22 protein-coding genes are annotated in these 23,465 nt (G+C 59.8%); 13 read left to right on the forward strand and 9 right to left on the reverse strand.

Features of this window, described 5'->3' with window-relative positions; genetic code table 11:
- Positions 1-24 precede the first annotated feature (24 nt).
- Both B7L09_RS02950 and B7L09_RS02955 read left to right on the forward strand, forming a co-directional pair.
- Entirely contained in the window at positions 25-285 is a 261-nt protein-coding gene (locus B7L09_RS02950) for a hypothetical protein (RefSeq protein ID WP_094467661.1), read from the forward strand.
- 88 nt (positions 286-373) lie between these two features.
- A complete protein-coding gene (locus B7L09_RS02955) occupies positions 374-1,267 on the forward strand; it encodes a LysR family transcriptional regulator (RefSeq protein WP_094467662.1) in 894 nt (297 codons plus the stop codon).
- Here B7L09_RS02955 and B7L09_RS02960 read toward each other — a convergent pair.
- From B7L09_RS02960 to dnaQ, 3 genes are all read right to left on the reverse strand, one after another.
- Positions 1,233-1,847 carry a GNAT family N-acetyltransferase gene (locus B7L09_RS02960; RefSeq protein WP_094467663.1) on the reverse strand — a complete coding sequence of 205 codons (615 nt, stop codon included), beginning with the start codon at positions 1,845-1,847 and terminating at the stop codon, positions 1,233-1,235. The two genes, B7L09_RS02955 and B7L09_RS02960, sit on opposite strands and share 35 nt — an antisense overlap.
- A gap of 14 nt (positions 1,848-1,861) precedes the next feature.
- Entirely contained in the window at positions 1,862-4,117 is a 2,256-nt protein-coding gene (locus B7L09_RS02965; RefSeq protein WP_094467664.1) for an Orn/Lys/Arg family decarboxylase, read from the reverse strand.
- Positions 4,118-4,316: 199 nt separating this feature from the next.
- Complete coding sequence (gene dnaQ / locus B7L09_RS02970) at positions 4,317-5,069, reverse strand: DNA polymerase III subunit epsilon (RefSeq protein WP_176457657.1); 753 nt, start codon at positions 5,067-5,069, stop codon at positions 4,317-4,319.
- 232 nt (positions 5,070-5,301) lie between these two features.
- Here dnaQ and B7L09_RS02975 point away from each other — a divergent pair, with 232 nt between their 5' ends.
- On the forward strand, positions 5,302-5,568 hold the full coding sequence (locus B7L09_RS02975) for a DUF2388 domain-containing protein (RefSeq protein WP_010459798.1): 267 nt from the start codon (positions 5,302-5,304) through the stop codon (positions 5,566-5,568).
- 136 nt (positions 5,569-5,704) lie between these two features.
- Here B7L09_RS02975 and rnhA read toward each other — a convergent pair whose 3' ends face one another.
- A complete protein-coding gene (gene rnhA, locus B7L09_RS02980) occupies positions 5,705-6,157 on the reverse strand; it encodes a ribonuclease HI (RefSeq protein WP_094467666.1) in 453 nt (150 codons plus the stop codon).
- Positions 6,158-6,248: 91 nt separating this feature from the next.
- Complete coding sequence (locus tag B7L09_RS02985) at positions 6,249-7,007, reverse strand: class I SAM-dependent methyltransferase (RefSeq protein WP_094467667.1); 759 nt, start codon at positions 7,005-7,007, stop codon at positions 6,249-6,251.
- A gap of 65 nt (positions 7,008-7,072) precedes the next feature.
- Here B7L09_RS02985 and gloB point away from each other — a divergent pair, with 65 nt between their 5' ends.
- The 8 genes from gloB (at position 7,073) to fabI (ending at position 17,933) form a co-directional block, all read left to right on the forward strand.
- Positions 7,073-7,840, forward strand: a complete 768-nt coding sequence (gene gloB, locus B7L09_RS02990; RefSeq protein WP_094467668.1) for a hydroxyacylglutathione hydrolase — start codon at positions 7,073-7,075, stop codon at positions 7,838-7,840.
- Positions 7,841-7,939: 99 nt separating this feature from the next.
- Positions 7,940-9,394 (forward strand): transglycosylase SLT domain-containing protein, encoded by a 1,455-nt coding sequence (locus tag B7L09_RS02995; protein ID WP_094467669.1) that lies wholly within the window; start codon positions 7,940-7,942, stop codon positions 9,392-9,394.
- A gap of 365 nt (positions 9,395-9,759) precedes the next feature.
- Positions 9,760-11,568 carry an extracellular solute-binding protein gene (locus B7L09_RS03000; RefSeq protein ID WP_438269290.1) on the forward strand — a complete coding sequence of 603 codons (1,809 nt, stop codon included), beginning with the start codon at positions 9,760-9,762 and terminating at the stop codon, positions 11,566-11,568.
- A complete protein-coding gene (locus B7L09_RS03005; RefSeq protein ID WP_094467671.1) occupies positions 11,565-13,406 on the forward strand; it encodes an extracellular solute-binding protein in 1,842 nt (613 codons plus the stop codon). The genes B7L09_RS03000 and B7L09_RS03005 overlap by 4 nt, the downstream gene beginning before the upstream one ends.
- A 4-nt stretch (positions 13,407-13,410) precedes the next feature.
- Positions 13,411-14,484: a microcin C ABC transporter permease YejB gene (locus tag B7L09_RS03010; RefSeq protein ID WP_094467672.1), complete on the forward strand. Its 1,074-nt coding sequence runs from the start codon at positions 13,411-13,413 to the stop codon at positions 14,482-14,484.
- 1 nt (position 14,485) lies between these two features.
- On the forward strand, positions 14,486-15,505 hold the full coding sequence (locus B7L09_RS03015) for an ABC transporter permease (RefSeq protein ID WP_094467673.1): 1,020 nt from the start codon (positions 14,486-14,488) through the stop codon (positions 15,503-15,505).
- Between the two features lies 1 nt (position 15,506).
- Positions 15,507-17,117, forward strand: coding sequence for an ABC transporter ATP-binding protein (locus tag B7L09_RS03020; protein ID WP_094467674.1), 1,611 nt, complete (start codon positions 15,507-15,509; stop codon positions 17,115-17,117).
- Positions 17,118-17,138: 21 nt separating this feature from the next.
- Positions 17,139-17,933, forward strand: coding sequence for an enoyl-ACP reductase FabI (fabI, locus tag B7L09_RS03025; RefSeq protein ID WP_008152082.1), 795 nt, complete (start codon positions 17,139-17,141; stop codon positions 17,931-17,933).
- A 202-nt stretch (positions 17,934-18,135) separates the two neighbouring features.
- On the opposite strand, the gene B7L09_RS03030 is transcribed toward fabI, so the two are convergent.
- The gene (locus tag B7L09_RS03030; RefSeq protein WP_094467696.1) at positions 18,136-19,350 is read right to left on the reverse strand and encodes an NHL repeat-containing protein; all 1,215 of its coding nucleotides are present in this window, start codon (positions 19,348-19,350) and stop codon (positions 18,136-18,138) included.
- Positions 19,351-19,546: 196 nt separating this feature from the next.
- Complete coding sequence (locus B7L09_RS03035) at positions 19,547-20,413, reverse strand: LysR family transcriptional regulator (protein ID WP_094467675.1); 867 nt, start codon at positions 20,411-20,413, stop codon at positions 19,547-19,549.
- Between the two features lie 114 nt (positions 20,414-20,527).
- Here B7L09_RS03035 and B7L09_RS03040 point away from each other — a divergent pair, with 114 nt between their 5' ends.
- Together B7L09_RS03040 and B7L09_RS03045 are read left to right on the forward strand one after the other, a co-directional pair.
- Positions 20,528-20,953 carry a VOC family protein gene (locus B7L09_RS03040; protein WP_094467676.1) on the forward strand — a complete coding sequence of 142 codons (426 nt, stop codon included), beginning with the start codon at positions 20,528-20,530 and terminating at the stop codon, positions 20,951-20,953.
- Positions 20,950-22,227 (forward strand): amidase, encoded by a 1,278-nt coding sequence (locus B7L09_RS03045; protein WP_094467677.1) that lies wholly within the window; start codon positions 20,950-20,952, stop codon positions 22,225-22,227. The genes B7L09_RS03040 and B7L09_RS03045 overlap by 4 nt, the downstream gene beginning before the upstream one ends.
- Here B7L09_RS03045 and B7L09_RS03050 read toward each other — a convergent pair.
- Positions 22,218-22,811 (reverse strand): GGDEF domain-containing protein, encoded by a 594-nt coding sequence (locus B7L09_RS03050; RefSeq protein WP_094467678.1) that lies wholly within the window; start codon positions 22,809-22,811, stop codon positions 22,218-22,220. The genes B7L09_RS03045 and B7L09_RS03050 overlap by 10 nt on opposite strands.
- A gap of 74 nt (positions 22,812-22,885) precedes the next feature.
- On the reverse strand, positions 22,886-23,464 hold the full coding sequence (locus B7L09_RS03055; RefSeq protein WP_094467679.1) for a hypothetical protein: 579 nt from the start codon (positions 23,462-23,464) through the stop codon (positions 22,886-22,888).
- Position 23,465: the final 1 nt, after the last annotated feature.

The following is a 23,465-nucleotide window of genomic DNA, read 5'->3' on the forward strand; positions in this document are numbered from 1 at the left end:
TTTATCTCCAGAGGTTCTAAACAGATGGCTGCAGTACTTGTCGGACAGTTCCATGCCAGAGACGCGGAAGGACGCGTGTATTCGGTGCATGAGTTCCAGGAATCCACCCCCTCGCATGACGGCCTCACTGGCTCGGCGCCTGTGACCACCTACAAACTGGCCATTGGCGATCGCGTCAATAAGCTCGACGACAACCAGTTTCTGCTGGTGCAATCGAACATCACCATCGTGCGCGAACCCGACACCTATGTCGGCAGCCGGCCGGAAATCACCACCGCCTCATAACCCCGCGTTATGAGCAGAAGTCATATGCGCGCACTTGAGTTAGGATTCAGTCACTGACTCCCTCACCTGCTGAACATGGACTTCACGCATGCGTTTACGTCATATCGAAGTGATCCACGCGCTCTTGCAGACCGGTCACCTGGGCACCGCCGCCGAATGGCTGCAGTTGCCGGTGACCGAGGTCGAAGGCATTTTGCGCGACGCCGAGGATCAGTTGGGATTCATGCTGTTTTCCAGCGTGCGTGGACGTTTGCAGGCGACGCGCGAGGCGCGGGAGTTGCAGGTTGAAATCGCCCACGTCTACGACGCGCTTGAGCCGGTCCAGCGCCTGGCCAGCAGCCTCAAGCAATATCAGGCGCACCCGCTGCGCATCATCTGCACCCCGCCGTTGGCCCAACAATTATTGCCCCACAGCATCGCCGCCCTGCGCCGACGCCTTCCCGATGCCCCTTGCACCCTGCTGAGCCAACCCACCCGCGAGATCGTCAGAAGCCTGCTGCTGCGTGAAAGCGATCTGGGGCTGAGCCTGCACGATCCCGACCACGCCGACATTCATTGCCAGGTCATTGCCCAGGGCAAACTCCAGCTGTTGGCACCCCATGGCTGGCTGCAACCGAAACAGAAGTACATTTCGTTGCAGGATCTGGCTGGCCAGTCGATGGTTGGCCTGGAAGGTCATGATCCGCTGAGCCCGGCGCTCGACAACAAACTGCATGCTTTGCGCCCTGCCCCGGTCATCCAGACACGGGTGCAGACCTACCAGATGATGCGCAGCATGGTGGAAGCCGGCGAAGGCCTGGCGATTGTCGATCCGTTCACCGCCCTCGGGGCCAAGTCGAGCGGCCTGGATGCCTGCCCGTTGGCGCCCGCAGTGCCGATCAGCCTCTATGCCCTGACCCTGAAGAACGGCGAACCCTTGTCGGCCGTTCAGGTGCTGCTGGACATCCTCACGGAACAAGCCGCGGCGATGTTGTCGAGCTGAGCGGGTTTTCCAGCGGATTATCGAACAGGCGATACCAGAACAACGCGACTTCGGCTGTGTTCGGGTCGATGCCGCGATAACGCAGATGATCGATTCCGCCTATCACGAAACCACAGCGCTCATAGAGTCGGCAGGCGCCCAAATTGTTGTTCTGGGTTTCGAGCATCATGCCCGGCAGGTTTTTCTTGCGACTCCAGAACTGCGCCACGTCCAGCAACGCCTTGGCCACACCGTGACGGCGCGCCGGAGCATGCACGGCCAACTCGTCGATATGGGCAAAGCCGTTCCAGTTGGTGCTGACCACCAGATGGCCGACGGGCTCATCATCGAGATAGGCCATGAACACCGCGCTGTCGGCGGCATCGCGGAAACTGCTGAACTCCTCGGGATCAATGCCGTAACACTTTCGATAAGGGGTGATCGGCGTTACCTGCCACTGCTCCACCGGTTTGCCGATTACGGCTGCGCCATAGGCCGCGACTTCAAAACTGAAATCACTGCCCCAGATGTAAGGCGCGAAACCCTCATCGGCGACACGCACCGAGAGGCCTGGGTATTTGGGATTCATGATCGGTTGCATGCTGGGAAAGGTCCTCATTCCTTGATGCAATCAACGGTGTAATGCCGTCCATTGCCCTCGTCTTCGTGTTGCAGTCCGTGCACATCAACGACAAAACCGGGGAAGCTGCTGTCGAACGTGCGAGCAAACGACAGGTAATCGATGATCGACCGCGTCGCCTCGGTAAAGCGCTCGCCCGGCATGATCAACGGAATGCCCGGTGGATACGGCACCAGCATCACCGCGGCAATTCGCCCTTTCAGGGCATCGATCGACACCGCCTCCACTTCACCCCGCACCAAATGATCATAGGCGTCAGCCGGCTTCATCGCAATTTCCGGTAATACCGTGTACATGCGCTTGAGGTGCCTGGCCGTGGCATTGCTGCGGTAACAACTGTGCAATTGATCGCANANATCCCGCAACCCCATGCCCTGATAACGTGCGACGTTCTGTTGCGCCACGCAGGGCAGGCATGTCGCCAGACTGACGTTGGCGTCGTAGCTGCGCTTGAACTCCAGCAACTCGGTGAGCAAGGTACTCCATTTACCCTTGGTAATNCCCATCGAAAATAGCACCAGGAATGAATACAGGCCGGTCTTCTCGACCACCAGCCCTCGCTCCCAAAGGAACTTGCTGACCACCGCCGCCGGAATCCCGCGTTCGCTCAGTGCACCGCCTGCGGTCAGGCCAGGCATNACCAGGGTNACTTTGATCGGATCGAGCAACACGTAATCGTCAGTCACACCACCAAAGCCGTGCCAGTCAGCGTCGGGCTGCAGCAGCCAGTCTTCGGTGACCACACGCTCGATGCCTTCCACCGACGGCGGTTGCCAGATGGAAAACCACCAGTCCTCGGCGGCGATATGCTGGCGCAGGTTGGCCAGTGCGCGCCGGAAGCTCAGGGCCTCGTCGAACATCTCCTGCAACAGCGAACGCCCGGCCGGGCCTTCCATCATCGCCGACGCCACGTCCAGCGAGGCAATGATGCTGTATTGCGGCGAGGTGGAGATGTGCATCATGAACGCTTCATTGAAACGGTCGCGGTCNAGTTGCCGCGCGCCGCCGTCCTGGACGTGAATCATCGAGGCCTGGCTAAACGCGGCCAGCAGTTTGTGCGTGGAATGCGTGGTAAATACCAGGGGGCTGTCCGGGGTGCGCGAGGTGCCCATGCCATAACGACCGGCGAAAAACTCGTGGAAGGCCGCGTAGGCGTACCAGGCCTCGTCAAAGTGCAAGACCTCGACACTGTTGCCCAATTGCTGCTTGATCAGTTCGGCGTTGTAACAGAGGCCGTCGTAGGTCGAATTGGTCACCACGGCCAACTTGACCTTGGGCTCACGGCCTTGGGTCAGCGGGCTGGCGTCAATCTTTGCCTGAATCGAATCGCGGCTGAATTCGCTCAGGGGGATCGGGCCGATGATCCCCAGTTCGTTGCGCTCCGGGCACAGGTACAACGGGATCGCGCCGGTCATGATGATCGAATGCAACACCGACTTGTGGCAGTTGCGATCCACCAGCACCAGGTCGTCGCGACCGACCATGGAATGCCAGACGATCTTGTTGGCCGTCGAGGTTCCGTTGATCACAAAGAACGTGTGATCGGCGCCGAAGTTACGCGCGGCCCTGGCTTCCGCCTCGGCGAGCGGGCCGGTGTGATCGAGCAAGGAACCCAGCTCCGGCACCGACACCGACAAGTCCGAACGCAGGGTATTTTCCCCAAAGAACTGATGAAACGCCTGCCCGACGGGGCTTTTGCGGTAAGCCACACCACCACCATGGCCGGGTGTGTGCCAGGAGTAATTGGAATCGGCGGTGTGCTGCACCAATGCCTTGAAAAACGGCGGNAGCAAACCATCCAGGTATTTGCGGGCCGCCCGGGCCACTTGCCGCGCCAGAAAGGGCACGGTGTCTTCAAACAGATAGAGAATGCCGCGCAGTTGATTGAGCTCGGCCATGGCATCGGCCGGGGCGTTTTCCAGCGTGACCTGTTCGCCCAGCGCAAAGATCGGCAAGTCCGGCGCGCGCACCCGCGCCAGGCCGATCAACTCAGCCATATTGTGTAACAAATGAGAATGGGCGCTGGCGTCTTCGGCGGCGATCAACATGCAGGAAAGCCCGTGATGGGTCGAAGCGACCAGCCGCCCTTCGGTGTAGTCCACCGCCGAAACGATACTGAAGCCTTCCTGCTCCAGTTCCCGGGCGATGCCACGNACCCGATCACCGGCAACGGTGTCGGCCTTGATGTCGCGATGTACGATNAAGACCGGGAATTTCAAATCTTTATACATGAGGCTCAGTGTCCTGAGGCTACAGACCGTGGCCTGCCAATATGCTCAGGGTAGAGGGTTGAAGCGGATGTGGCGAGCGACGATGCCCTGAAGCGGGTCAATGAGCGCACCATCATGTGGCCATCAACTCAAACTGAAATNAACAAAAGCCCTGTGGCAAGCTCCCTTGCCACAAAAGCGATGTCACTTCAGATCTGACTCAAGCCTGCGCCTTGGCCTCGACCAATTGCTGCCACAGCGACGGGGCGCCGGCGGACTTGGCGATGGCTTCCAGGCGTGCCACGTGCCGGGCCAGGTCATCTTCGCTGGCGGGGATGATCCGGGTCGGCTGGCGATCGGCCGGCAAGCGGCGGATTTCGGTGGCGGAGTTGTCCGCGCCTTCGCCGGAACCGTTGCCGTCGGACGCATTACCGGCCAGGGACAGGCTGGTTTGCCCGCCGGTCATGGTCAGGTAAACGTCGGCGAGAATCTCGGAGTCGAGCAAGGCGCCGTGGAGTTCACGGCCGGAGTTGTCGACGCCATAGCGCTTGCACAAGGCATCCAGGCTGTTGCGCTGGCCTGGGTGACGCTCACGGGCCATCATCAAGGTGTCGAGGATCGAGCAGTGCTGGGAGATATCCGCACGATCGCTCTGCCCCATCAGGGCAAATTCGTTATTGATGAAACCGACGTCGAACGCCGCGTTATGGATGATCAGCTGGGCGCCATTGATAAATTCGAAAAACTCATCGGCCACTTCAGTGAAACGCGGTTTGCCCACCAGGAATTCGTTGGTGATGCCGTGTACGCCGATGGCGCCCTCGTCACTCTCGCGATCCGGTTGCAGGTAAACGTGAAAGTGACGGCCGGTAAGGCGCCGCCCCATCAGCTCGACACAACCGATTTCGATGATCCGGTGGCCATCGGTCACCGGCATGCCGGTGGTTTCGGTATCGAGTACAACAGATCGGATGGCCATCAGGGNTCAGCTCTCAACGGGTCAATCGTGCAAAAGCGGCGATGTTAACACGCTCGCGGGATACGGCGCGCGTGCCGCCAAGTGAGCGGCGCTCATGCAGCTTTCAGCCATCATTAGCAATATTTATAAAGCCTGGAGGCAGACAGCCAGACCAAAACTGGCGACTGCCATCTTGAAACTGTGAGGTCCTGTGAGAGCGAGCTCTCTGGTTTTATTGAGTACCTGTTTGCTGGGTTCCGGCGCCCACGCCACCAGTTTTGTCATCAGCACAGACGTCACCGTCAGTCTGACGATGAGCTCCACCAAAGGCACCAGTGGCTCATTCAGCGACGACAAGATCGTACTGGCGGCCAAGGATGATGCGGCAGCGTTTGTGGCGAGCGAGGGGGTGATTCGCGGGGCGCGGATCCAGGCGGCGTTTTTGCGGATTCGCGGGGTGGTCAACGAACCGTATTCAGACCAACAACTGGCCACCGCGATCTTGATGCTGTGACACCCTGGAGGAGCGAAGCTTGCTCGCGAAGAACTTATAAAGCCTGGAGGCAGACAGCCAGACCAAAACTGGCGACTGCCATCTTGAAACTGTGAGGTCCTGTGAGAGCGAGCTCTCACAAAGGTTCAGCGTTGAGTCAGGCCTGCTTGTACCCGCGCACTTCATCAACGCCACGGTTGGCCAGTTGGTCGGCGCGTTCGTTGCCAGGATGGCCGATGTGCCCGCGCACCCATTTCCAGGTGATGTTGTGGCGGTTGCATTGCTCATCGAGCAGCTGCCACAGGTCGGCATTCTTCACCGGTTCCTTGGCCGCCGTTTTCCAGCCGCGCTTTTTCCAGTTGACCATCCACTCGTTGATGCCCTTCATCACGTATTGCGAGTCGGTCACCAGCAGCACGTCACACCGGCGCTTGAGCTCTTCCAGGCCACGGATGGCACCCATCAGCTCCATGCGGTTGTTGGTGGTGTTGGCTTCGCCGCCCCACAGTTCCTTCTCCACGCCCTTGCACACCAGCAACGCGCCCCAACCGCCGGGGCCGGGGTTGCCCTTGCAGGCGCCGTCGGTGAAGAGTTCTACGCTATCGCTCATGCCAATCTATCCAGAAAATGCCGTGGCTCGCCGATCAGTGACCGACGATGCCCGAGGCCGGGGCAAACCCGGCCGGGAAATAAAAAGTGTATTACGGCTCGATGTTACGACGGTTGACCTTGGCCATCGGCAATGGAATCAGCTTGCCCATCGGTTCGCGCCGTTCCTGACGCACCGGCCGCAGCCCGACCACAATCTTGCGCGCCACCAATAAATAGAAGCCGCCGCCCGACAGCTGCCACGCACCCGCCCGGCGTTCCCAGCCGGCCAGACGGCCTTGCCACTTGGCGGACGCAAGCGGCGGACGATAGCACCCGAAGCGGCGTTTCTCCAGCGCAAAGCCCAGCAGGTTCAGCCAGTCGCCTACCCGTGACGGCGCGATGCAGCGCGCCTGGCGCAGGCCGTCATGGGCGAACACATGGCGCAGGCCCCAGCTGCTCCAGGGGTTGATGCCGATAATCAGCAAATGCCCGCCGGGGCGCACACTGCTCGCGGCTTCACGCAGCAAGCCGTGGGGCGACAGGCAGAAATCCAGGCCGTGCTGCATCACCACCACATCGGCGGCATGCTCGCTCAACGGCCAGGCCTGTTCCTCGCAGACAATCTCCACCCCCGGCAACGGCGCGCCCAGGCGCACATTGCGTTGCACCTGCGGCGCGGCAGGCGGCGTCTGGGCCGACGGGCCGTAATGCACCAGGTAACCACCAAAGAACCGACCCAACTCGTCTTCGAGCATGCGCCGTTCTTCATCCAGCAGAAATTGCCCGATCGGCCCGGACAGCCATTCACGGGCCGCGCTGATCAGGGCCAGCCATTCAGGATCGGCCTGGGCGAACGCTTTATCAGTCATTGCATTCTCCAACTCGCCTAGACGTTCTAAGATGCACCAATGTGTTCAGCTTGGCGAATCGAAGAATGATACAGATCAGTGCACTCCCCGCGTTCACCGACAACTACATCTGGTTGTTACAAGACCCGCACACCCTACGCTGCGCCGTGGTCGATCCGGGTGATGCCGCGCCCGTACAAGCCTGGCTGGCGGAGCATCCGGGCTGGGTATTGAGCGATATCCTGATCACTCACCATCATCATGATCATGTCGGCGGTGTCGAGCAGCTGAAAAAAGCGACAGACGCGAAAGTCTACGGCCCGGCCAGCGAAACCATCCCGGCGCGGGACGTGGCGCTCAAGGACAACGGCCGCGTGAGCGTGCTGGGCTGGGAATTCGATGTCTTTGCGGTTCCCGGACACACCCTGGGGCATATTGCCTATTACCACCACGGCCTGTTGTTCTGCGGCGACACCCTTTTTGCCGCCGGTTGCGGGCGCTTGTTCGAAGGCACGCCCGAGCAGATGCACACCTCGCTGAGCCGCCTCGCTGCGCTGCCGGAAGATACGCTGGTCTATTGCACCCACGAATACACCCTGAGCAACCTGAAATTCGCAGCAGCGGTCGAACCCGGCAATCCGGACATCACCGCACGTCTGGAAAAAGTCACCGAGCAACGTGCGGCCGGAATCATGACGCTGCCCTCTACTTTGGCGCTTGAAAAGCTGACGAACCCGTTTTTGCGTGTTGATGAAACATCCGTTAAAGAAAAAGTGGACGAACGGAATGGAACCCAAAACCGGTCTCCGAGTGCGGTCTTTGCTGCTCTTCGGGCTTGGAAAGATAAGTTCTAAGTCGCCGCATCGTTGGTACAAAAATTCTGAATGGTTGACCGGAACCAAAGCGCTTTCTAGAATCGCCCGACATTTTTGCCCGGAACTTACTTCCAGCCAATGTCGTCATCTATTCGTAAATCCATCTCTTCAGACGCATTGACCCGCCTGGCTCAAGCCATCGCGGTGGCTGTGTCCGCCACTCTGGCGGGCTGTTCCAGCCATGTGCCGCAGACCGAAGCGACACACACTCCGAATATCGCCGCCCGCGCCAAGCAGAAACCTATCTGGCTCAGCGAGAAGCCGACTCCGCAAATTCCACAGGATGTCTGGGAGCGCATGCGTCAGGGCTTCCAGTTGCAGGACGGCCTGGGCGTCAACCCGCGCATCGAGCAACAGCGTTTGTGGTTCGCCAGTAACCCTTCCTTCCTGGAGAACGCCGGAGAACGCGGCAGCCTCTACATTCATTACATCGTCGAACGGCTTGAAGAACGCAACATGCCCCTGGAGCTGGCCCTGCTGCCAGTGATTGAAAGTGCCTACAACCCAATGGCCTATTCCCGCANCGACGCGGTGGGTCTTTGGCAATTCATTCCTTCCACCGGCCGTTACTTCAACCTGCGTCAGACCCGCTTCTATGATGGCCGTCGCGACATCACCGCCTCGACCACCGCGGCCCTGGACTATCTGACACGTCTGCATGACATGTTCAACGGCGACTGGTTGCTGGCCCTGGCGGCGTACAACGCCGGTGAAGGCACGGTCAGCCGGGCCATCGAGCGCAACGAAAAACTCGGCCTGCCTACCGACTACTGGAACCTGCCTCTGCCTGCCGAAACCCAGGCTTACGTGCCCAAGCTGCTGGCCTTGTCCCAGGTCGTGCTGGCCCCCGAAGCCTACGGCGTGAATCTCAACCCGATCGCCAACGAACCGTACTTCCAGGTCGTCGAAATCAACCAGCGCATGGACCTGTCCCGGGTCGCCGCGCTGGCTGAGATCGACGAAGACGAACTGTTCCAGCTCAACCCGGCCTTGAAACAACGCACCACCCTCGACGGCCCCCAGCATTTGCTCGTACCGAGCTCCAAGGCGCAGTTGCTGACCGCCAGCCTCTCGACCATGCGTCCTGAAGAGTTGATCAGCAAGAAGTCGCTCAAGCCAGTCTTCGAAGGCGCCGATGAATCCGAAATCGCCAGCCTCAAACGTGCCTACCGCGTCAAACGCGGCGACAACCTGGCCGCCATCGCCAAGGCGAACAAGGTCGACGTGAAGGACCTGCAGCGCTGGAACAAGATGACCGGCAAGAAACTCAAGGTCGGCCAGACTTTGGTGATGCAGGACACTGCCAAACGTAGCGGCGGTCGCGTCAACACCGTTGTGGCGGCGAACAGCAGGACCAACAGCAAAGCCGCCAAGGAAAAGCCGCAGACCCAATACAAGGTCCAGCAAGGCGATTCGTTGTACATGGTCGCCAAACGCTTCAACGTTGAAATGCAGCACCTCAAGCGCTGGAATCCGCGTGTCGGTCAGGCGTTGAAGCCTGGGCAGATGTTGACGGTGTCTTCGCCGCGCTAAAAACGAGCCCCTGATTTTTCAGGGGCTTTTTCTTTGCCCGCCGGACAGGCAACGAACGTCGTCGTTGGCTGGAGGTCAAACGATCACACGTCACGAAGGAGACGTCCCANNCTGGTCTGCCCGCATGCAGACCTTTTTTTGCCTGTGATTTGAGGGCTTTCGAAGCGGTGGCTGCAATGACAGTTGTGGCGAGCGAGCTTGCTCCCTCGCCACAGGTTCTGCGCCTGCCGCACCGTCACCCCGGCAATTAACAACGCATTAACCCCCTGTCTTTTTCCTGTCGATACAAGCTGTTACTGTACGGCCCACAAAGCCCAAGCCGCCTGGATCGGATCTCTGACTTGAAGCGTCCCCTCCTTCTANTCCTGATCAGCCTGGCCTTGAGCTCCACCGCAAGCGCGACGATCAGCGAAAGCCATGGTTATGCGCAGTTCGGCACGCTCAAGTACCCGGCCAGATTTACCCACTTCGACTGGGTCAACCCGCAAGCGCCCAAGGGCGGTACGTTGCGGGTGATGGCGTTTGGCACCTTCGACACCCTCAACCCTTACACCTTCAAGGGCTCAAGCCCGGTTTCCACCCCCAACTTCCTGCAATACGGCGTCAATGAGCTGAACGAGCCGCTGATGGTCGGCACCGGCCAGTACGCGCCGTCCGGCGACGAACCGACCTCCAGCTACGGGCTGATTGCCCAGTCGGTGGAATACAGCGAAGACCGCAGTTGGGTGGTGTTCAACCTGCGCCCGGAAGCGCGCTTCCACGATGGCAAACCCATCACCGCCTATGACGTGGCATTTTCCTATCGCACGCTATTGACCGAAGGCCACCCGCAGTACCGCACCAACCTTCAAGAGGTGGCGCGGGTCGACATCCTCAACCGTCATCGCATCCGTTTCGTGTTCAAGCGCGCCGGCAACCCATTGCTGATCCTGCGCCTGGGCGAGTTGCCAGTATTGCCCCAGCATTACTGGAAGAACCGCGATTTCAAGGCCACCACGTTCGAACCACCGCTGGGCAGCGGGCCGTATCGCATCACCAAAGTCACCCCAGGCCGGCAACTGGTGTTCGAGCGGGTCAAGGATTACTGGGGCAAAGACCTGCCGGTCAACCANGGCTTCTACAATTACGACAAGGTCGAAGTCGAGTTCTACCGCGACAGCGACGTGGCCTTTGAAGCCTTCAAGGCCGGCGAGTTCGACATCTACATCGAACACCAGGCCAAGAACTGGGCCACAGGCTATAACTTCCCGGCGGTGCGCCGCGGCGACGTGATCAAGGCGCAGATCCCNCACCAGATCCCGACCCAGAGCCAGGGNCTGTTCATGAACAGCCGGCGTCCGACCTTCGCCCAGGCCAAGGTGCGCGAGGCGCTGGGGCTGATGTTCGACTTTGAGTGGACCAACCGTACCCTGTTCAGCAGCGCCTACAAACGCTCCGTGAGCTACTACCCCAACAGCGAATTTTCCGCGACCGGCGTGCCGGTGGGTCATGAATGGCTGTTGCTCAAGCCGTATCGCGAACAGTTGCCCGCCAAGCTCCTCACCGAGCCGTTCAGCCTGCCAAAGACCGAAGGCCGCGGCATCCCCCGGGAAACCATGCGCAAGGCCCTGGCGCTGCTCGCCGAGTCCGGGTGGAAGCTCAATGGGCAACGGATCGAGAACGCCAAGGGCCAACCGCTCAAACTCGAGATCCTGCTGGTCAACCCGAACCTGGAGCGCATCCTTCAGCCTTACGTCGAGAACCTCGCCAGCATTGGCATCGACGCGCGGCTGCGCACGGTCGATCGCGCCCAGTACAAACAACGCCTCGATCAGTTCGATTTCGACATGATCCTGATGACGCTCAACCAGACCCTCAGCCCGGGCCTGGAGCAATGGCAGTATTTCCACTCCAGCCAGGTCGGGGTCAAGGGCAGCAAGAACTACGCAGGCATCGCCAACCCGGTGGTGGACCACCTGCTGGACCAACTGCTGGCGGCGCAGACCCGCGAAGAACAATTGGCCGCCGGCCGCGCCTTGGACCGGGTGCTGCTGTGGCAGCACTACAGTATCCCCAACTGGTACCTCAACTATCATCGCCTGGCGTACCGCAACCGGTTCGCCTTTGTCACCACGCCGCCCTACAGCCTGGGCCTGAGCGCATGGTGGCTGAAATCTTCGGAGAAGGATCGATGAAACCCCTGAGCGCCCTGCTGTTGCAGGCCAGCGGTCTGCTGTTCGCCGGGCTGGCCTGCGCCGCCCCGCAACATGCCGTGACCCTGTACAACGAGCCGCCGAAATACCCGGCCGACTTCAAGCATTTCGACTACGTAAACCCCGACGCCCCCAAGGGCGGTACCTTCCGCGAGGCCGGCNTCGGCGGCTTCGACAGCCTCAACCCGTTCATCAGCAAAGGCGTACCGGCCGACGACATCGGCATAATCTACGACACCCTCGCCAAACANAGNCTGGACGAGCCCATCACTGAATACGGGCTGGTGGCCGGCAAGATCGAAAAAGCCCCGGACAACAGNTGGGTNCGCTTCTACCTGCGTCCTGAAGCGCGCTTCCACGACGGCCATCCGATGCGTGCCGAAGACGTGGTGTTCAGCTTCCAGATGCTGACCAAGGAAGGCGCCCCGCTCTATCGCGGTTACTACAGCGATGTCGACGAAGTGGTGGCCGAAGACCCGCTGCGCGTGCTGTTCAAGTTCAAGCGCACCAATAACCGCGAATTGCCGCTGATCCTCGGCCAGCTGCCGGTGTTGCCCAAGCACTGGTGGGCGAACCGCGATTTCAACAAGGGCAACCTTGAAATGCCGCTGGGCAGCGGCCCCTACAAGGTGACCGAAGTGAAGGCCGGCCGCTCGATACGCTACGAGCGGGTCAAGGATTACTGGGGCAAGGACCTGCCGGCCAACCGTGGCTTCTACAACTTCGACGTAATGACCACCGATTACTACCGTGACAACACCGTCGCGCTGGAAGCCCTCAAGGCCGGGCAGTTCGACTACTGGCTGGAATTCAGCGCGAAGAACTGGGCCAACGCCTACAACATTCCGGCCGTGGCTNAGGGGCGATTGAACAAGGAACAAATCCCAAACGGCAACCCGACCGGCATGCAGGGCTTTGTGTTCAACCTGCGCCGTCCGGTGTTCCAGGACGTGCGCGTGCGCCAGGCCTTTACGTTGCTGCTGGACTTTGAATGGACCAACAAGCAACTGTTCAACGGTGCCTACGTGCGTACCCGCAGTTTCTTCGAAAACTCGGAAATGGCCGCGACCGGCCTGCCCGACGCCGATCAGCTTGAAATTTTGAGTCCGTTCCGCGGCAAGATCCCCGAGCAGGTGTTCAGCGAAGCGTTCCAGAACCCGATGACCGACGCCAGCGGCATGATCCGCACCCAGCAGCGCAAGGCTTACCAACTGCTGCAAGAGGCCGGCTGGAAGATCGTCGACGACAAGATGGTCGACACCACCGGCAAACCCGTGAACATCGAGTTCCTGCTGGCCCAGACCGACTTCGAACGGGTACTGCTGCCGTTCAAGCGCAACCTGGCCGACCTTGGCATCAACCTGGTGATTCGCCGCGTCGACGTTTCGCAGTACATCAACCGCCTGCGTTCGCGGGACTTCGACATGCTGGTAGGCAGCTTCCCGCAATCGACATCACCGGGCAACGAGCAGCGCGAGTTCTGGATGTCCGCCGCGGCCGACAAACCCGGCAGCCGCAATTCCATGGGCCTCAAGGACCCGGTGGTCGATCAACTGGTCGAGCAGCTGATCAACGCCGATTCGCGCAAAAGCCTGGTGGCCCATGCCCGGGCACTGGACCGCGTGNTGCAGTTCGGCTANTACGTGATCCCCAACTGGCACATCAAGACCTGGCGCGTGGCCTATTGGAACCACATCGGTCACCCGAAAGTCTCTCCCAAGTACGACATCGGCACCACGACCTGGTGGGTCAAGCCTGATGCGAAACCTGCGGTAGAAGTCGAAACCAAACTGCAAGCCGACCCTGCGGGCACGGAGTAATCAGATGCTGGCGTATATTTTTCGGCGACTGCTGCTGATCATCCCCACGCTGTTCGGGATTTTGCTGATCAACTTCATCATCATCCAGGCCGCTCCCGGTGGCCCGGTGGAGCAGATGATCGCCAAGCTCGAAGGCTTTGACGGCGCCACCAGCCGCATTGCCGGGGGCGGTGCCGAGGTCTCGGTGGCCGGCTCGGCCTATCGCGGCGCGCAGGGTCTGGACCCGATGCTGGTCAAGGAAATCGAGCACATGTACGGCTTCGACAAATCGGCGCCGGAACGCTTGTGGATCATGATCAAGAACTACGCCACCCTGGACTTCGGCGACAGNTTCTTTCGCGATGCCAAGGTCATCGACCTGATCAAGGAAAAGATGCCGGTGTCCATCTCCCTCGGGTTATGGAGCACGCTGATCATGTACCTGGTGTCGATCCCCCTGGGGATCGCCAAAGCCACACGACACGGCAGCCACTTCGACGTGTGGACCAGCTCGGCGATCATCGTCGGCTACGCGATCCCGGCATTCCTGTTTGCGATCCTGCTGATCGTGGTGTTTGCCGGCGGGAGTTACCTCGACTGGTTCCCCTTGCGCGGGCTCACCTCGAATAATTTTGACGAGCTGAGCTGGGGCGGCAAGATTCTCGATTACTTCTGGCACCTGGCCTTGCCCGTCACCGCACTGGTGATCGGCAACTTCGCGACGATGACGCTGCTGACCAAAAACAGCTTCCTCGACGAAATCAACAAACAGTATGTGGTCACCGCCAAAGCCAAGGGCCTGACCAACCACCGTGTGCTGTATGGCCATGTGTTTCGCAACGCCATGCTGCTGGTCATCGCCGGTTTCCCTTCGGCGTTTATCGGGATTTTCTTCACCGGCTCGTTGCTGGTGGAAGTGATCTTCTCTCTCGACGGCCTGGGCCTGATGAGTTTTGAAGCCGCGATCAACCGTGACTACCCGGTGGTGTTCGGCACGCTGTTTATCTTCACCCTGCTGGGGCTGGTGGTGAAACTGATCGGTGACCTCACCTACACCTTGGTCGATCCGCGTATCGACTTTGCCAGCCGGGAGCATTGAGATGAATCTATCCCCCCTCAATCGCCGCCGATTCGAGCGTTTCAAAGCCAATAAACGTGGCTGGTGGTCGCTGTGGCTGTTCCTGGTCCTGTTCGTGCTGAGCCTGGGCGCAGAGTTGATCGCCAACGACAAACCGCTGGTGGTGCATTACGACAACGGCTGGTATTTCCCGGCGCTCAANCGCTACCCGGAGACCACCTTCGGCGGCGAGTTCCCGTTGGAGGCCAACTACAAGAGCCCGTATATCCAGGAACTGCTCAAGGCCAAGGATGCCTGGACGCTGTGGGCGCCGATCCCGTTCAGCTACCAGAGCATCAACTACGACCTGAAGGTGCCGGCCCCCGCGCCGCCCTCCTCGGTCAACCTGCTGGGCACCGACGACCAGGGCCGTGATGTGCTGGCGCGGGTGATCTATGGGTTTCGTGTGTCAGTGCTGTTTGCCCTCACGCTGACGGTGCTCAGCTCGATCATCGGCGTGGTCGCCGGGGCCTTGCAGGGTTTCTATGGCGGCTGGGTCGACCTGGCCGGGCAGCGCTTCCTGGAGATCTGGTCNGGGTTGCCGGTGCTGTACCTGCTGATCATTCTCGCCAGCTTTGTGCAGCCCAATTTTTGGTGGCTGCTGGGGATCATGCTGCTGTTTTCCTGGATGAGCCTGGTGGACGTGGTGCGCGCCGAGTTCCTGCGCGGGCGCAACCTTGAATACGTGCGCGCAGCCCGGGCGCTGGGGATGCAGAATGGCGCGATCATGTTCCGCCACATCCTGCCCAACGCCATGGTTTCGACCATGACCTTCATGCCGTTCATTTTGACCGGCGCCATTGGCACCCTCACCGCCCTGGACTTTCTCGGCTTCGGCCTGCCGGCCGGCTCACCGTCGTTGGGTGAACTGGTGGCCCAGGGTAAATCCAACCTGCAAGCGCCGTGGCTGGGCATGAGTGCCTTTGCCGTGCTGGCGATCATGCTGAGTTTGCTGGTGTTTATCGGCGAGTCCGCGCGCGATGCCTTCGACCCGAGGAAATGAGATGAATCAGGACAATCTGATCGAAGTCCGCGACCTCTGCGTCGAGTTCGTCACCGGCGACCATCACCACCGCGTGGTCAACAACGTCAGCTTCGATATCAAGCGCGGCGAAACCCTGGCCCTGGTCGGCGAAAGCGGCTCGGGCAAGTCGGTGACCGCCCACTCGATCCTGCGCCTGCTGCCTTACCCGCTGGCACGGCACCCGGCCGGCACCATCNACTATTCCGGGCAAGACCTGCTGAGTCTGAAAGAGAAAACCATCCGCCACATCCGCGGTAACCGCATTGCGATGATTTTCCAGGAGCCGATGACCTCGTTGAACCCGCTGCACTGCATCGAGAAGCAGATCAACGAAGTGCTCGGCCTGCACAAGGGGCTCACGGGCAAGGTCGCGACCCAACGCACCCTGGAATTGCTGGAGCTGGTGGGTATTCCCGAACCGCACAAACGCCTCAAGGCCCTGCCCCACGAACTGTCCGGCGGCCAGCGCCAGCGGGTGATGATCGCCATGGCCCTGGCCAACGAGCCGGAANTGCTGATTGCCGACGAACCGACCACCGCGCTGGACGTGACCGTTCAGCTGAAAATCCTCGAATTGCTCAAGGAATTGCAGGCCCGCCTGGGCATGGCATTGCTACTGATCAGTCATGATTTGAACCTTGTGCGAAGAATTGCGCATCGCGTATGTGTCATGCAGCGCGGTTGCATCGTCGAACAGGCATCGTGCGAAGAGTTGTTCCGCGCGCCGCAGCATCCGTACACTCGGGAACTGCTGGCAGCGGAGCCCAGCGGCAAGCCGGCGACCAATGTAATTGGCCCGCCGTTGCTGCAGGTCGAGGACTTGAAAGTCTGGTTNCCGATCAAGAAAGGCTTTTTGCGTAACACCGTCGATTACGTCAAGGCGGTGGACGGCATCAATTTCAGCCTGCCCCAGGGCCAGACCCTGGGCATTGTCGGCGAAAGCGGCTCGGGCAAGTCGACGCTCGGTCTGGCGATTTTGCGGCTGATCGGCAGCAAAGGCGCCATCCGTTTTGAAGGCAAGCAGCTAGACTGCTTGACGCAGGCCGAGGTTCGGCCGTTGCGTCGGGAAATGCAGGTGGTGTTTCAGGACCCGTTCGGCAGCTTGAGCCCGCGCATGAGCGTCAGCGAGATTGTNGGCGAAGGCCTGCGGATCCACAAGATGGGCACCGAGGCGGAACAGGAACAAGCGATTATTGCGGCATTGAAGGAGGTAGGCCTGGACCCGGAAACCCGGAACCGCTACCCCCACGAATTTTCCGGTGGGCAGCGGCAGAGAATCGCCATTGCCCGGGCATTAGTGCTAAAACCGGCGTTGATTTTGCTGGACGAGCCGACTTCGGCCCTCGACCGCACCGTGCAACGCCAAGTGGTGGAGCTGCTGCGCAGATTGCAGGCCAAGTACAACTTGACGTATCTGTTTATCAGCCATGACTTGGCGGTGGTAAAGGCCCTGAGNCACCAGCTGATGGTGGTCAAGCAGGGCCAAGTGGTCGAACAGGGAGACGCGCAAAGTATCTTTGCCGCCCCCCAACATCCGTATACACAGCAGTTGCTGGAAGCCGCTTTCCTGGCTCCGGCCACTGCGCAATAACCTGAAAGAGAGGAGCAACACATGGGTTTTCTCGCCGGTAAGCGCGTACTGATCGTCGGTGTCGCCAGCAAGCTGTCCATCGCATCCGGCATCGCTGCCGCCATGCATCGCGAGGGCGCTGAGCTTGCCTTCACTTATCAGAACGACAAACTCAAGGGTCGTGTCGAAGAGTTCGCACAAAGCTGGGGCTCCAACCCTGACCTGTGCTTCCCGTGCGACGTGGCCAGCGATGAAGAAATCGCCAAGGTTTTCGTTGAGCTGGGCAAGAAGTGGGACGGCCTGGATTGCATCGTGCACTCCGTCGGCTTCGCCCCGGGCGACCAACTGGACGGCGACTTCACTGAAGCCACCACCCGTGAAGGTTTCCGCATCGCTCACGACATCAGCGCGTACAGCTTCGTGGCCCTGGCCAAAGCTGGCCGTGAAATGATGAAAGGCCGCAATGGCAGCCTGCTGACCCTGTCGTACCTGGGCGCCGAGCGCACCATGCCGAACTACAACGTAATGGGCATGGCCAAGGCTTCGCTGGAAGCCGGCGTGCGTTACCTGGCCGGCTCCCTGGGCCCGGACGGCACCCGCGTCAACTGCGTTTCGGCCGGCCCGATCCGCACCCTAGCCGCTTCCGGCATCAAGAACTTCCGTAAAATGCTGGCCGCCAACGAAGCGCAAACCCCGCTGCGTCGCAACGTCACCATCGACGAAGTCGGCAACGCCGGCGCCTTCCTGTGCTCGGACCTGGCGTCCGGCATCAGCGGCGAAATCATGTACGTGGACGGTGGTTTCAACACCACTGCGATGGGTAGCCTGGAAGAGTGATCTTCTGCTAGCCCATAAAAAACCCGCCGGTTATGGCGGGTTTTTTATGCCTGCGATTCAGGCCTGATGCAAACCCCCTGTGGGAGCGAGCTTGCTCGCGATTGCGGTCTGACATTCAGCTTATTTGTCGACTGACACTCTGCCATCGCGAGCAAGCTCGCTCCCACAGGNATTTATGGCTTGCGTGTTCGTAAAAACACTATCAGCTCAGGATACCCAAGACTTTCGGACCTTGAGCTTCACTTGAGTCCAGATTAACCGCGAGGATGAGTCGATTGACGGTGCGCTGGACAATCATGTCAGTCAACCGGCCTGTTTGCTGCCGAACCACCCCAGAGTCACCAAAAGTAGGGTCGAGCTCACCGCCTTCGGTGGTACGCAGCCAGTACAGCTTTTGCACAGGAAAATTCTCACTCCCTGCGACCACGATTTTTTTATCCGGCTGTACGGTGACGGAAGGGATGTTTACAAAGTCGGAACCCAGATCAACCACCAACGGCAATCCACTGTTAAACGTTTCATCCGATGCGCCATTACCCGATACCCGCTGCACGGCAACATAACGTTTACCATCGTCATTAATCGACGTGGCAGCGGCGATGATTATCTTGTCATCATCCACCACCATCGAGCCAAAACTGGTGTAATTTTCGTTCTCCCAAAATCCGTCAATGCCGAAGGTTTTGTTCAACGTGCCGTCTCGGTTGTAGCAAGCCAAGACCGCTCTCGGGACTGATATGCCTGAAGACGGTCGGTCAACAATCCCAAACACAACGATGCGCCCGTCTGAAAGGACGCCGATGCTATGGATCGTCGTAATCAGCCCCTTGAATCTGACTTCAAAACCAGTGTCGGGATGACCTTGGTCATCTAGGGTGTATACCCTACCCGCCGAATCGATAGTTGTGCCCTCGTTGTCCACCCGTTGGTAACTTTCGGCCACTAAAACATGGTGGTCAGCAGTGAGACATCCCGTAGGTCCGAATGTCTGCAAACCCTGTTCCGGAGGAACGGGATCGACGGGTAAAGGCAATATTCTTGTGCCAAAGACTAAATCAGGACTTCCTCCCTCGTTGAATCGCGTAATCGCAGCCTGCCGGATAAAGGGCTCTTTACCCGAGTTACCAATCAACAGGAATTTGCCGTCTCTTCGAGCAAGTAAACGTGTGAAACTTTCGAATTGGCCTTTGGCGAAGTCCCACGCGAACGGTTGGAAAGTCGGATCGGAAGTGCCATCAGCCATGGCTCGATAAATCCATGAGACACGGCCTGTTTGAGCCACGTAAAGCAGTTTCCCGGCAGATGTTTCAACGACACATTGAGACGAACCTTGAGGAATATTGATCATCCCGTTGTCAGCAAATCCCACATCCAGATCACCTGGTGCTCGTTGCTGCGTGTTGGCTTGCGCTGTCATGCCGCTATCCTCCTGAAGTAAGGGCTCCATGCAATCAGGGGGAATGCAAAAAAACATCCATCCCGACAGCCAGATCCGTTTGACAGCGCCACGATAGTGCGAAAGCCGAGACACACATCACTGTCATAAATAACAGTTTTAATGTCTTCAAGAGCCAAAATTCATTCTTCACAGCACATAAATTGCCGCGCCTGAGTTAGCCGGCAGGTTGCGTCAGGCACTTGGCAAACAACTGCTGGATCGGCTGTGTGCGCTGGCTGTAGCGCTGCAGCAGCACGATTTCGCGGTAGAACGTCAACTCGCCCAACGGGACAATCCTGACCTTCGCCCCATGTTCAAGCCATAGCCCGGCCTCGGGCAGCAGTGAAACGCCGAACCCGCATTCGACCATCTTCACGATGGCTTCCAGCTCATCCAGCTCCATGGCCACGTGCACATCAATCTGCTGTTCACGTAAAAATCGCGTTATCAGGCGTCCACCGAACGAGTTGCTGTCGTAACGCACGTGCGGATGGCTCGCGAGGATCTGCAACGGATCATCGCCCTCAAGGTCCATCGGCACGATCAATACAAACGGCTCCCGGCGAATCACCTGCGCCGACAGCTCTTTGGGCAGTTCAAATGGCGGCTTGATCAATATCGCCAGATCCACCTCACCGGTATCTACCTGACTCAACAAACTCATCGACACGCCCGGCACCAGTTTCGGCTCCAGCAGCGGTGCCTGCTCCCTCAACCTTAAAAATGCCTGAGGCAACAACCCGGTCTGGACCGTGGCCACTGCGCCGATTTTCAACTCGCCACGGTACTCGCTGACATCATCACTGACGGCCATCCGGCTAAACGTGTCGAGGATCTGCTGCGCCATCGGCAACGCCCGTTGCCCTGCGGCATTGAGAATCGCCTGGCGCCCGGTGCGATCAAACAGGCGGATACCCAGCGCCTGTTCCAGATTGCGCATCTGTGCGCTGACCGCCGACTGCGTCAGGCCGATGTGCATGCCGGCAGCCGCGAACGTGCCGTAGCGCGTCACGGCGATGAAGGTTTTCAGTTCGCGCAGCATAAGCGTTCTCGATTGATCGAAATAATTTGAGCTCGACGCAAAAACTATCGTCTTTTAATCAAAAATCATAGCGCTAAACTCTGCTTCAACTCCTGAGAACCTGAGGCGAACCCGATGCAACTCTCCCCTTTTCACTTGGCCATTCCGGTTTACGATCTGGCGGCTGCCCGACGCTTTTACGGCGACATATTCGGCCTGGAAGAAGGCCGCTCCAGCGAGCATTGGGTCGACTTCAACTTTTTCGGCCATCAACTGGTGATTCACCTGGCACCGAAAAACGCTTCTCAGGAAGCGGCGCACACCAATGCCGTGGACGGTCATAACGTACCGGTGCCGCATTTCGGTGTGGTGCTGGGGATGGCGGAATGGGAGGCGCTGGCCGAGCGCTTGAAAGGCCTTGGGACACGCTTCGTGATCGAGCCGGGCATCCGCTTCCAGGGATTGGTGGGCGAGCAGTCCACGATGTTTCTCTTCGACCCGTGCGGCAACGCTTTGGAGTTCAAAGCGTTTAAAAATATCAGCCAGTTGTTTGCCAAATGAACCGCCCGGCCCTTGACGCGACCACCCTCAGTGAAGCGGTGGCCAATGGCGATACGACCGCTGCCGCCATCGCCGAATCCTTTCTTGAGTGCATTCAGGCGCGGGAGCCGGATATCCAGGCGTTCGTCTCGTTCGACGACCGGCAGGTGCGTGCCGATGCTGCGCAGAATACCGGGCGCGGCCTGCTGGCTGGCGTCCCCGTCGGCATCAAGGATATCTTCGACACCGCCACCTACCCCACGCAATTCTTCTCGCCCATCTACACCGACCATCAACCGTCCCGGGATGCCCACGTGGTGACGCTGCTGCGCCAGGCCGGCGCGCTGATCATGGGCAAGACCCACACCACCGAATTTGCCTACATGCACACCGGCCCGACCCGAAATCCTCACGATCTCGCTCGCACGCCGGGCAGCTCCAGCGCGGGTTCGGCGGCCGGGATGGCAGCGGGTTTCTTTGCCGTGGCGCTGGGCACCCAGACGGCTGGCTCGCTGCTCAAGCCAGCGTCCTATTGCGGCCTTTTCGCCTACAAACCGTCCCTGGGACTGGTGTCGCTGGAAGGTGTAAAGCCGCTGGCCCCGAGCTTCGATACCGTGGGCTGGTATGGACGATCGGTGCGCGATCTGCACCTTGTGGCACGGGTGTTGATTCCCGGTTTTGTAGTGCCGGACGTCGAGCGGCGTCCACTGAGGCTGGGTTTCTGCCGCACCTCACGCTGGGATCAGGTGGACGCCGAGGTGGCGTGCGCTCTGGAGCAGGCCACGGATCAGTTGCGCAGCGCCGGCCATTATGTGAGCGAACTGGAGCTGCCCGATGAATTTGCCGCAGTGTTCGACGACCATCAGTTGATCAACGATTGCGAAGGTGCCCGCTCGCTGGCCAAGGAATTCCAACGCCACCGCGCTCAACTGAGCCCTTCGACACTGGCCATGTTCGAGCGAGCGGCGGCAACAACCTGGGAGCAGGAATCCGCTGCCAAGGCGCGCCTGGCCACGCTTGCGCCCCGTTTGAATGAGCTCTGCCAACCGTTCGACGCCCTGCTCTGTGCCTCTTGCGGGATGGTCGCGCCGATGGGCCTGGAAAGCACCGGACCGTCGGACTTCATCAAGTTCTGGGGGGCGTTTGGCTGGCCGCAGGTGAACATCCCGCTGGTGCGCGCCCAACCGATGTTGCCGGTCGGGCTACAGATCATCGGGAAGTTCAGGGACGATGGCCGGCTGTTGCGAACGGCCGCCTACGTTGCCGCCGCTTTGCAAGGCGCCGCTCAACAATGACCCGTGTCGTGCATCGCTTTGTCGGCCAGGGCCAACACGTCTTCCGCTGTCGGGTGTAGCCGAGCATCAAACTCGACCTGGCCAATGCTGAAGTGAATGGCAAAGCTGCGATTGGCCGTGGCATTGCGCTCGGCGAGTATTTCTTCGAGCCGGGCCTTGATCGCGGACAGTTCGACAACGCTTGCACCCGTCAACAAGGCGACAAACTCATCGTTGCCCAATCGACCAATCACATCGCTTTCGCGAAAGGCGATACGCAGCACGTCAGCGAAGGTCTTCAAGGCGTGGTCACCTTCGGCGCGCCCGTACAGATAGTTGATTCGCTTGAAATTATCGAGGTCGAAAAACAGCAGCGTCGCCGGCAATCCCAGCTGCTGGCAGGCGTCCATCCCCTGTTGGGCCAGCGCTGTAAAACCGTGACGGTTGGGCAGCAGCGTCAACTCGTCCATGCTCGCCATCTGCACGCCCATCAGTTCTTGCTCGGCCTTGCGGGCCAGGTCACGCAGCAGCTCACGCTCCTGCAGTGGCGAACGTAACGGGTCTGTACAAGCACCGCGCTTGAACGGTTTGCCTGGGATCAGCATGACTCACTCCATTGGCGGATACGTACTTTAGAGTCGTGCATATCCGGTTTGACTCCCTGTTAACGGACCGCCGGTCAACTGCCCTGCACCGGACACGGGCCGCCAGCGTCCGCCCACAGCTTGAACTGGGTGACGAAAATGTCGTGCGGCACCGGCACCGGCGCCCTTCCCTCACCCGGATTCCAGCCCCACAGCACCAGCTTGTCCTCGCTGACGTGCTTGATCAGGGCCGCGAAATCACGGTCACCGTTACTGGAGCGATCCTTGATCATCGCGCACAACTGGTCGGCCGGCAGCCCGATCCAGGCCATCTTGTGCGCCGCCGGCGGCAAGCTCCAGTGCGGCGCTCCCGGCGGTGCATGCGGCCCGTAACTGGCGGGCGGATTGGTGTCGGCGTGACAGGTCGCGCAGGGCAAACCCGCTGCGCCCTTGCCGTCCATCCCGCGCACCACGCTCATGGCGTGGGGGATCCCAGCGTCGAACTGCAACGGCGAATCGCCTGGGATATGACAGTTCTGGCAACGCGGACTTTGAAAGACCTTCTGCACCGTACCAAACGCCTTGATGGCTTCCTTATCGTCCGCAAACAGGTGCTCGGCGTAGCCGACCAGGCCGATCAGCACCACCGCACCCAGAATCAGATGTCGTTTCATC

It is taken from the genome of Pseudomonas mandelii (assembly GCF_002251635.1).
GTDB classification, from domain to species: domain Bacteria; phylum Pseudomonadota; class Gammaproteobacteria; order Pseudomonadales; family Pseudomonadaceae; genus Aquipseudomonas; species Aquipseudomonas mandelii_B.